Genomic DNA, 15,330 nt, shown 5'->3' with positions numbered 1-15,330 from the left:
CAGGAGAGACTCATGCCAGCGTACGAGCTTTCCTTCACCCCGACCTTCTACAACGAGTCCCTGGGCCTGCCGAAGCACGTCAGCAAGCTCGTCGGACAGAAGCTGAAGGTGCTGGCTGAGGAGCCGCACTCGGCCCACGGCGACGCCAAGAAGCTCAAGGGCTTTGCCAACGTCTACCGCGCCCGCGTCGGCGACTACCGGGTCTTCTACAGCATCGGCCAGGGCTGGGTCAAGCTGCTCAGCGTGCGCAAGCGCGACGAGCGCACCTTTGCGGATGACCTGCCGGATGTGGTGCTGCCTGCGGTTGCTCCCGACTCGGATGCGCTGGAGCCGCAGCCGCAGGGATCGGGGATTAGGGATCAGGGATCGGGCAGTTCGTTTACCACGGCCCCCAACCTTGATGAGATTCCGATCCCCGACCCCCACCCCCCGATCCCGACACCCCTGCCTATCATCCTCACCGATGAACTGCTGGCCCAGTGGCAGATCCCGGTCGCCCACCGGCCATCCGCCCTGGCCGCGCACACCGAGGACGATCTGCTGGAGCTGACGATCCCCGAGCGCTTCTTGAGCCGTATTCTCGACAACCTCTTCCCGCGCGCCCTTGACGCCATCGCCGCGCAGCCCGAGTTCGTGCTGCCCGAGCCGGAGGCCGTCGAGCGCTTCGCCGAGGAGGATCTGGGCAGCTTCCTGCTGCGCCTCACCCCCGAGCAGCGCGAGCTCGTCGCGCAGGATCGCGCCGGGCCGACCCTGGTCAAGGGCGGCCCTGGCACCGGCAAGTCCACCCTGGCCCTCTACCGCGTGCAGCGCCTGATTGACCAGGGCGTGACCCCGATCCTCTTCACGACCTACACCAACGCCCTGGTGGGCTACTCCGAGCAGTTGCTCACCCACCTGCTCGGCAAGCCGCCGGCGAAGTGCGGCGTGAAGGTGACGACGGTCGATAGCCTGGCCGCTCACTACTTCGCCAAGGGGTCGGGCTGGCCCAGCTTCGCCACCGAGGGTCAGGCCCTGGATCTGCTCGACGCGGCGCTCCGTGATGCGGAGATCCCCGCCACCAACGCCTTCGACCGGCAGGTGCGGCAGACGGCGCTGGAGAAGCTCGGCCGCGACTATCTGCTCCAGGAGTTCCTGAGCGTGATCGAGGCGTGGGACATCCGCAGCGCCGAGGCGTACCTGGCGGTCGAGCGGCGTGGTCGGCGCACCCCGCTCAAAGCGACGGTCCGCGCGGCGATCTGGGCAGTCTACGTCCACTGGCGCGCGCTGATGCGCGACAACGGCGTCGTGCTGAACGAGCAGATCCGGCGCGGGGCGCTGGAGGTCGCGGCCACCCTCGACCCGAAGCCCTACCAGGCCCTGGTGATCGACGAGGCCCAAGACCTCTCACCGGTGGCCCTGCGCTTCTTGCTCAACCTGGTGCCCTCGCTGGCGCACGTCTACCTCACCGCCGACGCATCCCAGTCGCTCTACCAGCGCGGCTTCAGCTGGAGTCAGGTCCACACCGACCTGCGCATGACCGGGCGGACGATCCTGCTCAGGCGAAACTACCGCAACACCGCGCAGATCATCACCGCCTGCGCCGACATTCTGACCGGGTCGGCGGCGGGCGACGCCGAGAGCCTCAGCCAGGAGCCGTCCGCGCACCAGGGCGACCCTCCGACGATCACGCTGGTGGGCGACACCGCCGAGGAGGCGGAGGCGATCCGCGCCTTCTTCCGCGCGGCGGCCCAGCGCTACCGGCTGCCCGCCCACAGCGGCGCGGTGCTCTGCCAGAGCAAACATGCCGGCGAGAACCTGGCCCGGCGCCTGAGCGACCTGGGACTACCGGCGGTCTTCCAGTCGGGCAAGCAGATCGACATCACCGCCCAGCAGGTCAAGGTGATCACCATCCACTCGGCCAAGGGGCTGGAGTTCCCGTTTGTCGCCGTGGTCGGCCTGGACGCCGGGCGCTTCCCACGCGTGATCGCGGACTATCCCGACGATGAGCTGGCGGCGATGGAGGATGAGCAGCGCCGCCTGTTCTTCGTCGGCTGCTCGCGGGCCATGCGCGCACTACTTGTCTGCGGCTCCCGCGATGCCCTCTCGCCCTTCTTGGAGCCGCTCCAGCCGCCGACCTGGGCCAGGGACGAACAATGAATCGCATCAAGCTTTCTAGCATTCTGAAACGTGGGCCGGGCGCAATCGCCGAGATCGGCGGGCGCCTAGCCCGTGGCGAGATCGCCCTCGACGGCAGCGGGGTTGAGTCGCTGGCCCCTGAGCAGCTGGAGTTCCTGCTCGCCGCCATCCCCGCCAGCTGGGACATCGCCGAGCTCGGCGAGGTGATCGACGCGACCACCCTCAGCCCCGCCCTCGGCGAGCAGCTCATCGCCTGGCTCGACCGACGACATGGCAGGGGTCAGGGGTCAGGGGTCAGGGGTCAGGAGGATGCGCAAAGCGAGATTCGTGTGACACCATCATCACCCGAACCATCACCGAGCGTCATCCGAACCCTGAGCCCTGAACCCCAGACCCTCAACCTGCGCGATCAGCTCGAAGACATGGTCGTCCGCCAGCTGCTCGGCCCCTGGGGCGGCCCCGAGGAGGTGCTGGACGAGGCGACCGTGCGCGGGCGCTATCTGGTCGGCATGCTCGCCCCGCGCGCCAGCAGCGGCATCCCCGAGGAGTACGACGACGGCGACCTCGGCGGCAGCGATGGCGAGGACGGCGCGAGCGACGCCCCGCCGCCCAAGGCGACCACCGCCATGCTGCCCTCCTCCATCGGCCTGACCTTCGCCGTCGCCCTGGAGGCCACCGCGATCACGGTGACGGTGCGCTGGGGGCACTATGCGCGGGTCGAGATCAAAGAAGATCGCTTCCGGCGGCCCGACGGCAGCTACCACCACCCCTGGAAGCGCACGCCGGTGGTCGTCGCCCTGCCCGCGATCACGCTGCGCCACGGCAAGATCGCACCGCAGGCGATCAGCGAGGCACATCCCGGCGTCACGCTCCAGGGCGTGATCCGCAAGCGCCTGGGCGCGTGGATCGTCACCCTCTTCCTGGTCAACGGCCAGGAGGAGCCGCCCCGCAACAAGGATGGCGCCTGGGTCTTCCAGCCCGAGCTGTCCATCACCGCGCCCGACCACGCCGCGATCTTCCGCCGCCGCCCGCTCCCCGGCGACCAGCTCGACCTGGAGGACCAGCGCACCGCGATGCTCTACCGCAACGAGGTCGAGTTCGCGGTCGGCCACGGCGTCGCGGTCGATGCGACCCCCGCCCGTGACGCGGACGGCCAGCGCATCCACGACAGCGCGGTCGCCGTGCGCACGGTGGTGCTGCCGACCTATGACGTACCCCAGACCACCCAGCCGACGCCCGCCGACCCCGGCTTCGCCCGCCTCGCGGATCTGACCGTCGATATGGCCGCGCTGGCCGCTGTGCCCGATGGCCAGTTCGCCGCACACCTCGCCCCGCTCGCCGCCGTCTACGCCGACTGGATCGCCCGCCAGGAGGCCCGGCTCCAGACGCCAACGCCTGACCTGGTGCCGTTTATCAGCGCCGGAGAAGAGTCGCTGCGCCACTGCCGGCTGGCCCTGGCGCGCATCCGCGAGGGCATCACGCTGCTCGACACCAACCCGCAGGCCGCCAGCGCCTTCCGCTTCGCCAACCGCGCCATGGCCCTCCAGCGCACCCGCTCGCTCTACGCCGCCTCGGTGCGCCGGGGCGAGAAGAAGGCCCCCGCAGACTTTGACCGGCCAGAAGACCACGCATGGCGGGCCTTCCAGCTCGGATTCATGCTGATCAACCTGCCCGCCCTCACCGACCCGCGCCACCCCGACCGCGCCACCCCGACGCAGGACCGCGCTGGCGACCCGGCCACCGCGCTCGCCGACCTGCTCTGGTTCCCCACCGGCGGCGGTAAGACCGAAGCCTACCTCGGCCTGACCGCCTACACCCTGGGCATCCGGCGGCTCCAGGGCGTGGTCGGCGGGCGCAGCGGCATGACCGGCGTGGCCGTGCTGATGCGCTACACCCTACGCCTGCTCACCCTCCAGCAGTTCCAGCGCGCCGCCACCCTGATCTGCGCCTGCGAGGTCATCCGCCGCGAGGACCCGGCCCGCTGGGGCGACGAGCCCTTCCGCCTCGGCCTGTGGGTCGGCCAGCGCTCCACGCCCAACTGGGTCGAGGACGCCGACGAGGCGATCAAGCAGCTCAAGAAGGGCGGCAACGCAGGCGGCGGCAGCCCCGCCCAGCTCAAGCACTGCCCCTGGTGCGGCACGCCGATTGACCCTGGGCGCGACCTCACCGCCGAACTGCCCGAGCAGGGCCGCAGCCGCGTGCTCATGTACTGCGGCAGCCTGATGAACCACTGCCCCTTCAACGCCCGCCAATCCGACGGCGAGGGCCTGCCAGTGCTCGTGGTCGATGAGGAGATCTACCACCGCCTGCCCGCCCTGCTGATCGCCACCGTGGACAAGTTCGCCCAGATGCCCTGGAACGGGCGGGTGGCCGCGCTCTTCGGCCAGGTAAATGGCTACTGCGAGCGGCACGGCTACCTGACCCCCGACACCGACCACCCGGCCCAGAGCCACCCCGCGATCAAGGGCGGCAGGCACGGCCCCGCCCGCGTGCTCCCGGCGACCCCGCTGCGCCCGCCCGATCTGATCATCCAGGACGAGCTGCACCTGATCAGCGGGCCGCTGGGCACGCTCGTCGGGCTCTACGAGGCAGCGGTCGATCAGCTGGCCAGCTGGGAGCTGGACGGCCTGCGGGTGCGCTCCAAGCTGATCGCCTCCACCGCGACGATCCGCCGGGCCGACCAGCAGGTGCATAGCCTGTTCCTGCGCAACGTTGCGATCTTCCCACCCCAGGGCCTCGACGCCGGCGACACCTGCTTCGCCATCCCGCGCCCGCCCAGCGACGCCTATCCTGGCCGACGCTACCTGGGTATCTGCGCGCCCGGCATCCGCCACAAGACCGCGCTCATTCAGTCGTATGTCGCCTTCCTCGCCGCCGCCCAGCAGCTCTACGAGACCGCCATGCGCGGCGCGGATCCCTACATGACCCTGGTGGGCTACTTCAACGCCCTGCGCGAGCTGGCCGCGATGCGCCGCGCCGTCGATGACACGGTCAGCACCCGCCTGAAAAAGATGCACCAGCGCGGCCTGCCCACGCGCTTCCTCGACGTCTGGAGCGTCCGCGAGCTGACCTCGCGCCTGAGCGCGGCGGACATCCCCGAGATGCTGGATCGCCTGGAGGCACCCTTCGACCCGGCGCTGCGCCCGGAGAAGGGCCGCAAGCGCGCCCCAGCGCAGTTCCCCGTCGATGTCCTGCTGGCGACCAACATGATCTCGGTCGGCGTCGATGTCAGCCGGCTGGGCCTGATGCTCGTCGCCGGCCAGCCCAAATCCACCGCCGAGTACATCCAGGCCACCAGCCGCGTCGGCCGCCAGCACCCCGGCCTCGTCGCGACGATCTACAACTGGGCCAGGCCGCGCGACCTGAGCCACTACGAGCGCTTCACCCACTACCACGCCACCTTCTACCAGCACGTCGAGGCCCTCTCGGTGACGCCCTTCTCGCCGCGCGCCCTCGACCGCGGACTGAGCGGGGTGCTGGTCGCCCTGGCCCGCATCGGCGCGCCGACCTACAACCCGAACCTCGGCGCGGGCCGGCTCAGCCGCAGCGACGAGGGCATGGCGGAGGCCGTGGCCACCATCGTGCGGCGGGCCGAGGCCATCGACGGGCCGAAGCGGGCCGGGCTGATCCAGAGCGCGATCACCGAGCGGCTCGATTACTGGCAGGCCCGCATCGCCGCCACCGTGAGCGCCAAGCTCGGCTACCAGCGCGCCGGCGGCGATACCGTCGGCCTGCTCAGCCCGCCCGGCGATGGTGACTGGTCGCTGTTCGCCTGCCTAAACTCGCTGCGCGACGTGGAGCCGACCGTCAACCTCATCCTGGAGGACGGCGGGCTCGACGGGGGCGGCCAGCGCTGGCAGTACGCGACGGAGGGCGCGCCCGCTGCCGCTGCGCCGACCGAGGACGAGGAGGACTAATGCCACCGATGAAACATCCCCGCGTCGGCGAAGTGCGCCCCAGCCAGGTCATCTTCAGCTACGGCGTGGGCGCCCTCGTCGATCTGCCGCACCTCTCGGTGCTGGTCATGGGCCTGGACGACTGGACGGTGGACGGCGGCATCTCCCGCGTGATCGACGAGGAGCGCCTGCTGCGCGCGGTGCGCGCCCAGCTCGGCAGCCAGGTGCAGCAACTCCTCGCCCCGCCCGCCCTGCCGCCGGGCAGCGGGCCGGTTGACCCCTTCAGCACCCTGGCCCGCATCGGCATTCCGGTCGCGCTCTTCCCGCGCTGGATGCTTTGTCCGCGCTGCCAGCAGCTCTCGCCGCTCAGCACCGGCCTGTTCACCCCCAAGGAAGACCCCTACCACCCCGACCGCACCCGCTACGTCCACAGCGGCTGCGAGAAGGCCAAGGAGCCGGTGGTCGTCCCGGCGCGCTTCCTGGTGGCCTGCGAGCACGGGCACCTCGACGACTTCCCGTGGGTGGAGTTTGTGCATCGCGGCCCCACCGACTGCGCGACCCAGCTGCGCCTGATTGAGTTCGGCCCCAGCGGCGAGGCCCGCGACCTCGTCCTGAGCTGCGACACCTGCAAGAAAACTCGCCGCCTCTCGGAGGCGTTCGGCGAGGAGGGCCGGGCGCGCATGCCGCAGTGTCGCGGGCGACGCCCGCACCTGCGCGACTTTGACCCGCGTGGCTGCGACCAGCAGGTGCGGGCCATCCTGCTCGGGGCCTCGAACCTCTGGTTCGGCGACACCGTGATCGCCCTGGCCATCCCCACCGAGTCGGTCAAGCTGGCCCAGCTCATCGAGAGCAAGTGGACCAGCCTCCAGCAGGTGCCCAGCGAGCAGTTCATCACCCTGATGCGCGCGATGACGCCCAACCCCTTCGGCGATTTCATCGGCTACCGCGACAGCGAGATTTTTCAGGCGATTGAGCAGCGGCGCGGGCAGGAGCAGCAGGGCGAGCAAGACGACCCCGCCGACCTCAAGGGGCGCGAGTGGGAGCAGTTCGCCCACCCCGCCAGTCACACGCCCTCCAAAGACTTCCGCCTGCGCGAGGTGGCGGTGCCGCAGGGATTCGACCCGCGCATCGCGCGGGTGGTGCTGGTCGAGCGGCTGCGCGAGGTGCGGGCGCTGATCGGCTTCACGCGGATCGACGCGCCGGGCGAGCTGGGCGTGAACCCGGAGGACAGCGGCCAGCGACGGATGCCACTCGCCCGACGCGCGCCAACCTGGGTGCCCGCCGCTGAGGTGCGCGGGGAGGGCATCTTCATCCAGTTCGACGAGGCCGCCATCCAGGGCTGGCTCACCGGCGCGACCACCGAGCGCCGCAAGGAGCAGTTTCTCGCCTCACACACCAGCTGGCGGCGGGCGCGGCGCATCACCCCGCCCGAGGCCGACTTCCCCGGCATGCGCTACGTCCTGCTGCACACCTTCGCCCACGTCCTGATGCGCCAGCTGGTGCTGGAGTGCGGCTACAACGCGGCCAGCCTGCGCGAGCGCATCTACGCGCGCGGCCCGAACGAGACCGAGGGCCGTCCCGAGCCGATGGCCGGCGTGCTGATCTACACGGCCGCCCCGGACAGCGAGGGCACGCTGGGCGGCCTGGTGGGTTTGGGCGAGCCGGACGAGCTGCGCCGGCACCTCCAGACGGCCATGCGCGACGCGGCCCAGTGCGCCTCCGACCCGCTCTGCGCCGAGCACGAGCCCAGCCGGCGCGGCACTACCGTCCACGCGGCCGCATGCCACGCCTGCCTCTTCGCCCCGGAGACCTCGTGCGAGCGCGGCAACCGCTACCTCGACCGCTCCGTGCTGGTGCCGACCGTCGAGCGCGAGGATCTCGCCTTCTTCAGCTGAGGCCGCATGGACGAGCAGCGACTCATCATCATCGACGCCGCCGTGCGCCTGGCAGCGGAGCTCCCACCAGGGAGCATCCACGCCCTCGCGCGGGCGATTGAGCACGCCGCCGGGCCACGCGATGCCGCACGGGCGGCCGCGCTCCAGGCCATCCCCCAGCCCGCGCAGCGCGCCAGAGCCAGCGACTTCCTCGACGCCTGGGCGCAGCAGGCTCCCGCAATCTCCGGCGCGCGTGTGGCCCTGGCCCTGCTGAGCGCAGCGGCGGCCACCCGCAGCGCCCGGGCTGAGCAGCGCGTCGAGCTGATCTGGACCGGCCCCCTGGCGGCGGGCGTCTCGATGCGCCGCACCGACCAGGCCCTGCTCCAGGTCATCCGCAGTGCGCACCGGGAGCTGCTCATCGTGAGCTTCGCCGTCTACAAGATTCCAGCCGTCATCGAGGCGCTCATGAGCGCAGCCGCCCGTGGCGTCGTCATCCGCATCTGCATCGAGGCCCCGGAGCCGAGCGGCCAGAAGATGGCCTACGACACCATCCGCGCCCTCGGGCCGGCGGTCGCCAGCGCCGCACAGATCTACATCTGGCCGAGCGACCGCCGCCCCACCGACGAGAGCGGCCACACCGGCACGCTCCACGCCAAGTGCGCCGTCGCCGACCGGCGCACCCTCTTCCTCTCCAGCGCCAACCTCACCGACTACGCCCTGAGCCTGAATATGGAGCTGGGCGTGCTGATCTCCGGCGGCCCCGAGCCGGCCACCGTCGCCGCCCAGTTCGAGCGAATGATCGCCGAGGGAACCTTGCAGAAGACCCAGTAGATCCGCCGATGGAGGCTATACCTCCGGCTGTATGAAGCAAAGGAAGATCATGAGCGATGAGCCCCTTGACCACGAAGACGCGCTCGATGAGGAGGAAATCTCGCAGGGTACATACCGCCTCGCAGCGGAGGACATGCGCCGCCTGGTAGAGAGCCTCATCCCTGAGAGCGAGACCCGCGCGCTCGCGCTCACCTATTTTGCCCACCTGATCGGCGTGGCGCACGCCGTCGGTGCCAACCGCTGGGCCGTTACTGTTCGCGACCGCGTGCGCATCCGCCTGGTGGCGGGGGCATACTTTGTCTATGAGATCAGCCGCAACGGGATTGGTTTGGTGCTGGAGCGCGCCGAGCTTAACCCAGAAGATCTGCCGCGGCTACAGCAGCTTGCGAACTGGGATAGGTGGACATTCAAAAGCTATCCCGCTGCGCTCACCTGCACGATACCGGTCGACGAATTTGCCGAGCTGGCGCCGCTCGTCCGGAGCGCCAGCATCGCCTTTACACGTGCGGCGGCGGCGAGCATGCGCCAGGCGCATCCCTTCTCGCGCGCGATCCACAACCCCGGCGTGCTGGAGTACCTGCATGAGGAGCTTGGGCATGTCATCCCTGAGCCGATCTACGACGTATCTGGGCCTACCATCAGCGATGGCCTGGACCGGGTGCGGCGCGAGGATGTGGAGGCCGCCTGCACCACCTTCGACGCCGAGCGCCGCGATATGCCCTCCTGGGAGAACTGGGAGCACGATCCGACCTACCGCTACGTGATCTCCTGGGAGGGGCAACGCTACCCGGTCAAAGAGATCGTGCGTATCGCCACCGGCGCGACACAGTTCAACAGCAGCCAGGCGCGCCGCATCCTGGACCGCCTTGGGTTTGCGATCGAGACCCTTACCGATAGCGCCCAGCGCGTCTGGCTGTTCCAGGCCAACCCGCGCTTCTACGATCTGGCGGAGCACGTGCGCAGCATCGCGCCTGGCAGCGACGACGACTGGGCGGTCACCCGCTACCGCGATGAGATGAAAGCGGGCGACCGCGTGCTGCTCTGGCAGGCGGGGCAAGACGCTGGCATGTATGCGTTCGGCGAGCTCACGGGGGAGCCAGCCGAGCAGACCTACGCGCCCGAGGATATCCCGGCCTGGCTCAGCGCTGAGCCGGGGCAGAGGGCCACAGCGTGGCAGGTGCCCTTTCGCTACACGCAGATCCTCCCTGAGCCGATCCGGCGGGCAACGCTCATCGAGCACCCGGCGCTCCAGCAGATGCATGTGCTCCGTGCGCCGAACGGGACGAATTTCCGGGTCAACCTAAACGAGTGGGCCGCACTGCAAGAGCTCGTGGACCGCGGCCCCCTGCCGCCGCCATCGCATGGGGTCAACCCCATGTACCCACTGACCGACTGCGCCCGCGACACCGGCACCTCTGAGGCCGAGCTCGCTCGCTGGCTGCGCGCCCTCGAACGCAAGGGCCAGGCGGTGCTCTATGGCCCACCCGGAACCGGCAAGACCTTCGTGGCCCAGCGGCTCGCCCGCCACCTGGTCGGCGGTGGCGTCGGCTTCATCGAGCTCGTCCAGTTTCATCCGGCCTACGCCTATGAGGATTTCATCCAGGGCATCCGCCCTCAATCCCGTGCGGATGGCAGCCTGAGCTACCCGATGGTGCCGGGGCGCTTCCTCGACTTCTGCGCTCGCGCAAAGGCAGTTACCGATAGCTGCGTCCTGATCATCGACGAGATTAACCGGGCCAACCTGGCCCGCGTCTTCGGCGAGCTGATGTATCTGCTGGAGTACCGCGACCAGTCGCTGCCGCTCGCTGGGGGCGGGGTGCTCTCGATCCCCGCCAACGTGCGGATCATCGGCACCATGAACACCGCCGACCGCTCGATCGCCCTGGTTGACCATGCGCTGCGCCGGCGCTTCGCCTTCCTGCCGCTCCAGCCCAACTATGCAGTGCTCCTCAGGTATCAGCACGAGCGCGAGACGGATGCCGCAGGCCTGATCGCGATCCTCGAGCAGGTCAATCGCGAGATCGGCGACCCGGGCTACGCGGTGGGCATCAGCTTCTTCATGCGCCCGCAGCTCGCCGACGAGCTCGAAGATATCTGGCGCATGGAGATCGAGCCCTACCTAGAGGAGTATTTCTTCGACCGGCGCGAGGTCTTCGAGCGGTTCCGCTGGGAGAAGATTGCTGCACGGGTAATCTCGTGACCACCGGCGGGCGCCAGGTGATCGCCCTTGAGGAGTACCGGACACGCCGCCTGGCTCGTGAGGAGCTGCCAGACGCGGCGGGCGAGCTGCTCTGGCGGCAGTACAGCAACCAGGTCCAGGTCGAGTTCCCTTCGCCGGCGACGGGCGGCCAGTGGTGGCTCACAGCCCAGGGCTCGGTCGGCCACATCCCGCTCACCCCGGGGCTGAGCGTCGCGCTGCTGCCAAAAGTGCCGATACGCAGCATCTTTGCAATGCTTGAGTATGCCTACGGGCAGCAGAGTTTCCGCTTTTTGGACGGGTGGTACGAGGCGCAGAGCCTTAATGAGCTCTACGAGCGGTTGGCCGAGGCCCTGGCGCGGCGCGTGCTGCGGCGCTGTAGAGATGGGCTGGCCCGAGCCTACGTCGAGCAGACCGACGAGCTGAGCGTGGTACGCGGGAGCCTGAATGTGCGGCGGGTGGCGAACCGGCCGTGGGATACCCGCCTGGAGTGCCAGTATCACGAGCACACCGCCGACATCGATGACAACCAGATCCTGGCCTGGACGCTGTTCGTGATCAGCCGCAGCGGCATGTGTCGGCCTGAGCGGGCGCTGCCGGTTATCCATCAGGCGTTCCGCCAGCTCCAGGGCGCGGTCTCTCTAACCCCTGTGTCAGGAGCGGCCTGCGTGGGCCGGCGCTACCACCGGCTCAACGCTGACTACGCTCCGCTGCACGCCCTGTGTCACTTTTTTCTCGATACCGCCGGGCCGCATCACACGAGCGGCGATCGCGCGATGCTGCCATTTCTGGTCGACATGGCCAACCTGTTCGAGGGATTTGTCGAGGGATGGATGCGCACCCAGCTACCGCCCGAGCTGCGCCTCGTGAAGCAGGAGCAACACGCTATCGGTCGGCATGGCGGCATGTCATTTGTCATCGACCTGGTGCTGCGCGATCGCGCAACCGAGCAGGCGCTCATCGTGCTCGATACAAAGTACAAACGTGATGTCAAGACAGATGATATCGCCCAGGTGGTTGCGTACGCAGAAATCACCGGCTGCACCGAGGCGATACTTATCTATCCAACCATGCCTGAGCGCCCGATCGACACGCGGATCGGCGCAATCCGCGTCCGCAGTGTCGTGTTTGATCTGGACGACGACATCCAGCAGGCCGGTCAGCGCCTGTTAGGAAAGCTGTTTGATCAAAGAGTTGCGTAATGCTGCTTCACACGTATTAATCCGCGAGCACTTTGACCAGCACCTCGCGGGTGCGCGGGCCTCACCAGGTGTCACTTTCTTACGGTTTTTGCCCAGTTCCGCGCCGACGCGGTCGTCGCGAGCGCGTCCTAATGCAGCAATAGTGCTGGCACGCACCCATGGGCCGTTTTGCCGCATTGGGACGGCCCCCAGAAAAAAGTGACACCTTGTGAGGTGCGCGGGCCGTCGAACTCGGCCAGGTAGATCGCCTGCCAGCGGCCAAGCACCAGCTGGCCGCCGCTCACGAAGACGAAGTGCGAGAAGCCCATCGTGCTGGCCTGCAGGTGCGAGGCCGAGTTGTCCTCGATGTGACGGTAGCCCGGATCTTGGCGTGGGTAGATCCGCCGCAGCACCATCAGCATATCGTGCTGTACCCCAGGGTCGGCGTTCTCCTGGATGGTGATCCCGCAGGTCGTGTGGGGCACATACAGCAATGTGGTGCCTTCGGATGCGCCTGAATCCGTCACCGCCTGCGCGACCTGGTCGGTGATGTCGACCAGGCACTCCTGGGTGTGGGTGCGTATCGCAAGCCGCTTCAATACAGACATCCTCGCTCCTTTTCCATACGCACGCACGCAAACGAAAAGGTATCCGTCGAGCTATGCCCGAGCAGACCGGCCAGGCTGACGAGGTCGCCGGTCCGGTCGAACAGGTTCTCGGCGTCGCGGCAGTGGTGGCAGCAGTTCATTGAGTTTTCCTCATACCGCAAGGACACATGGCCCACTCGCCTGATGCGCTCCGCATGTCGGTGATCTGGCCGCGCTTGGAGCACACAATCCTATACTGCATCTGTGATGCGCGCCAGTGCTGCGCTGGCGGCGGTATTTGCGGGGTCGATTGCCACCACACGTTCGAGGCAGACGCGTCGGTCAGCGGGTTGCTCCGCCAGTGCCGCCAGCCACAGCCAGCCCATCGCGTAGGAGTTGTCGGCTTCCAATGCCTCGCGTACGAGGCTCCGCGCTTCATCGCGGCGCCCTGCTTGGGCGGCCGCCGCCGTCTTCCGCGTGAGACGGATCGCCCGTGGTCGTGCCCCGGCAATCACGACATCGGCGAACGCCGGCGGTGGTGGCACCAGATCGTGGATCAGGCGCAGGCTCAGGCGCACAGACTCCGGCTCAATCCAGACATGATCCAAGTTCAGGCGACTCTCATCGCCCTCAGACGCCGCCCCGGTGATATCGAGCCGTACCGGCAGCCGAATCAGCGGGCGGCTCAGGAATTGCTCAACTACCATATGGACCAGCTGCGATCCCACTTTCTCAAGCCAGGCCAGCTCACGACTCAGCACCCGTCCATCGCTCACCCGGATGAAGAGCTCGTTGTCGTGTACCTCAAACTGTGCCTGAAGCTCCAGGGCCACCTCATCACGCTGCTCCGCAATCCGCAGGTTCCACGCCTTCATCCGCCAGACGGCTGCCACCCGCACGTGAAGGCGCGCCGCGCCCGCATGCAGCTCCAGCTGCATATCTTGACCACGTGCGGATAATCCCAGCTGCGGGGCGCGCATCTCCTGATCGAGAAAGTACTCAGCGGCGTAGCTGGTCAGGGCGTACTGGAGCAGTTGTCGCGAGAGGACAACTTCGAGATCGGGTGCAGACGTCGTCATCACAGGTGCCTTTCACGCACGATGCCGAGAGCTCTATGCATCATACGTCGGGCCTGAAACCGGAACCTGAGCCCTCCATAGCGCATGACGCAGCGCGATGCGCTGGTGGATCCGGTATGCGGGACGATCAATGCCCTGGCAGGAATGGTAATCCTGTGGATGATGGGCGAGCGTAGGATAGGGGGCAGCACGGCAATTCAGTGAGGGAGGGAGCCAATGAGTAACGATCTCTGGAACTGGGTTGGCAAGACAGTCGGCCAGAGCCAACAAGCCCTAGAGGACGTTCGCAAGGAGGCGGAGCGGCGTGCCCGTGAGGCGCAGGAGGCGGCAGAGTGGTTGGCCCGCGAGGCGCAAGCACACCTCCAGGGAGCAGGTACAGTCGTGCAGCAGGAAGCGGAGCGGGTGACCCACGAGGCGCAGGGGCAACTCAATGTGGCCGGCAAGGTGGTGCAGGGGGCAGCGGCCCAGGTAACACAGGGTGTTGCCGAGACGGTGGCCAGTGTCGCCGGGCAGGATTCGCCGATCGCCCAGGCGGCTGCGCAGGTGCATCAGTCGGTCACTGGCCCCAGCGATACCGAACCTATCAACCTCACGGCGCTGCCGGAGCATCAGCGAGTCGCCTTCGCCGGGGCGCTCTTCGCCATGGCCAACGCCGACGGGGCCATCGACAAAGACGAGCTCCAGCTTATCTTCGAGTTGTTCGACCTCGATGGCCTCTCGTCTGGGGGGAAGCATGCGGTGTTGGGCTACATCATTGCACCGCCGGCCTTTGCTGACACGCTCGCGCCGTTCGTCCTCACACCCTTGTCTCTGCGCTGCGCCCTGCTCTTAAACCTGCGGGAAGTCGCGTATGCCAACGATCTGATCGGCGCCGATCAGGAGCACCTGCTCATCGTCGCGCGCACGACCCTTGCCGTCGATGATGCACAGTATGCCGCCCTCGCGCGATTCCAGACGCAGATGCGTCAGGTACGCCTGCGCGGCCTGAACGACAACGTCGCTGCCGAGGCCGCAAAGAGCGCCGTGGCTGGGCTCACCGCCGTCGGGGTGCCGATCACCGCCGTCTACATTTCCGGCTCAGTGTTCGGGCTGAGCGCAGCGGGCATTACGTCAGGGCTTGCCGCCTTGGGCCTGGGGCTGGGGATGGTGCCTGGCATCGGGGTGGCGGTGCTGCTAGGGGCCGGCATCTTTATGGGCGTCCGCTACCTGCTCGATGCCGGTCAGGAGCGTGAAAAAGAGCGCCTGCGAGCCGAGGCCATGCGCAAAGCTCAGCTGGTGATCCAGAATTTGCAGGAGGCGATCACCATGGTGATTGAGCGGCTGCCGCAGCTCCAGGGTGCCGCCGCTGACGCTGAGACGAACCGCGAGGCGATCTTCCAGCTTCATGAGCGGCTACGCGCGCTCCAGCAGATCATTGCCCGACGCAAGGACATCGCCGAGGCGCTCCAGTGAACGCACACGACGATCACGACATCGTCGATCTGCGTGCTGCTCTGACCACACAGGATCTGCTGGTGCGCCAACTCACCGCTGACCTTGATTCTGCCGAGCGCTCCCTCTCCGGCATGGC

9 protein-coding genes are annotated in these 15,330 nt (G+C 68.0%); 7 read left to right on the top strand and 2 right to left on the bottom strand.

The features are described from left to right. Positions 1–12: 12 nt before the first annotated feature. From K2Z83_RS24500 to K2Z83_RS24475, 6 genes are read left to right on the top strand one after another with little or no spacing between them, the layout of a single operon-like run. Complete coding sequence (locus tag K2Z83_RS24500) at positions 13–2,136, top strand: 3'-5' exonuclease (protein WP_220597806.1); 2,124 nt, start codon at positions 13–15, stop codon at positions 2,134–2,136. After that, entirely contained in the window at positions 2,133–6,032 is a 3,900-nt protein-coding gene (gene drmA / locus K2Z83_RS24495) for a DISARM system helicase DrmA (RefSeq protein ID WP_220597805.1), read from the top strand. Before K2Z83_RS24500 ends, drmA begins: the two co-directional genes overlap by 4 nt. After that, complete coding sequence (gene drmB, locus K2Z83_RS24490; protein WP_220597804.1) at positions 6,032–7,906, top strand: DUF1998 domain-containing protein; 1,875 nt, start codon at positions 6,032–6,034, stop codon at positions 7,904–7,906. The genes drmA and drmB overlap by 1 nt, the downstream gene beginning before the upstream one ends. Before the next feature lie 6 nt (positions 7,907–7,912). Beyond that, the gene (gene drmC, locus K2Z83_RS24485) at positions 7,913–8,716 is read left to right on the top strand and encodes a DISARM system phospholipase D-like protein DrmC (RefSeq protein ID WP_220597803.1); all 804 of its coding nucleotides are present in this window, start codon (positions 7,913–7,915) and stop codon (positions 8,714–8,716) included. 49 nt (positions 8,717–8,765) lie between these two features. After that, positions 8,766–10,916 (top strand): AAA family ATPase, encoded by a 2,151-nt coding sequence (locus K2Z83_RS24480; RefSeq protein WP_220597802.1) that lies wholly within the window; start codon positions 8,766–8,768, stop codon positions 10,914–10,916. Then, the gene (locus K2Z83_RS24475) at positions 10,913–12,115 is read left to right on the top strand and encodes an McrC family protein (RefSeq protein ID WP_220597801.1); all 1,203 of its coding nucleotides are present in this window, start codon (positions 10,913–10,915) and stop codon (positions 12,113–12,115) included. Before K2Z83_RS24480 ends, K2Z83_RS24475 begins: the two co-directional genes overlap by 4 nt. Positions 12,116–12,243: 128 nt before the next feature. Here K2Z83_RS24475 and K2Z83_RS24470 read toward each other — a convergent pair whose 3' ends face one another. Together K2Z83_RS24470 and K2Z83_RS24465 are read right to left on the bottom strand one after the other, a co-directional pair. Continuing rightward, a complete protein-coding gene (locus K2Z83_RS24470; RefSeq protein ID WP_220597800.1) occupies positions 12,244–12,702 on the bottom strand; it encodes a secondary thiamine-phosphate synthase enzyme YjbQ in 459 nt (152 codons plus the stop codon). 230 nt (positions 12,703–12,932) lie between these two features. Next, positions 12,933–13,760: a hypothetical protein gene (locus tag K2Z83_RS24465; RefSeq protein ID WP_220597799.1), complete on the bottom strand. Its 828-nt coding sequence runs from the start codon at positions 13,758–13,760 to the stop codon at positions 12,933–12,935. Between the two features lie 216 nt (positions 13,761–13,976). Between K2Z83_RS24465 and K2Z83_RS24460 the strand changes: the two genes are divergently transcribed. Continuing rightward, positions 13,977–15,212 carry a TerB family tellurite resistance protein gene (locus K2Z83_RS24460; protein ID WP_220597798.1) on the top strand — a complete coding sequence of 412 codons (1,236 nt, stop codon included), beginning with the start codon at positions 13,977–13,979 and terminating at the stop codon, positions 15,210–15,212. Positions 15,213–15,330 lie beyond the last annotated feature (118 nt).

Origin of the sequence: Oscillochloris sp. ZM17-4 (assembly GCF_019599295.1) — a bacterium.
Classification (GTDB): domain Bacteria; phylum Chloroflexota; class Chloroflexia; order Chloroflexales; family Chloroflexaceae; genus Oscillochloris.
The sequence above is the reverse complement of the archived record's forward strand: the minus strand, read 5'-3'. Positions and strand labels throughout refer to the sequence as shown.

What these genes read in the sequence shown, in the direction of transcription:
- K2Z83_RS24470 (WP_220597800.1), bottom strand. Translation starts at nt 12,702, where the DNA reads ATGTCTGTATTGAAGCGGCTTGCGATACGCACCCACACCCAGGAGTGC.
- K2Z83_RS24480 (WP_220597802.1), top strand. Translation starts at nt 8,766, where the DNA reads ATGAGCGATGAGCCCCTTGACCACGAAGACGCGCTCGATGAGGAGGAA.
- drmA (WP_220597805.1), top strand. Translation starts at nt 2,133, where the DNA reads ATGAATCGCATCAAGCTTTCTAGCATTCTGAAACGTGGGCCGGGCGCA.
- K2Z83_RS24460 (WP_220597798.1), top strand. Translation starts at nt 13,977, where the DNA reads ATGAGTAACGATCTCTGGAACTGGGTTGGCAAGACAGTCGGCCAGAGC.
- drmC (WP_220597803.1), top strand. Translation starts at nt 7,913, where the DNA reads ATGGACGAGCAGCGACTCATCATCATCGACGCCGCCGTGCGCCTGGCA.
- K2Z83_RS24465 (WP_220597799.1), bottom strand. Translation starts at nt 13,760, where the DNA reads ATGACGACGTCTGCACCCGATCTCGAAGTTGTCCTCTCGCGACAACTG.
- K2Z83_RS24500 (WP_220597806.1), top strand. Translation starts at nt 13, where the DNA reads ATGCCAGCGTACGAGCTTTCCTTCACCCCGACCTTCTACAACGAGTCC.
- drmB (WP_220597804.1), top strand. Translation starts at nt 6,032, where the DNA reads ATGCCACCGATGAAACATCCCCGCGTCGGCGAAGTGCGCCCCAGCCAG.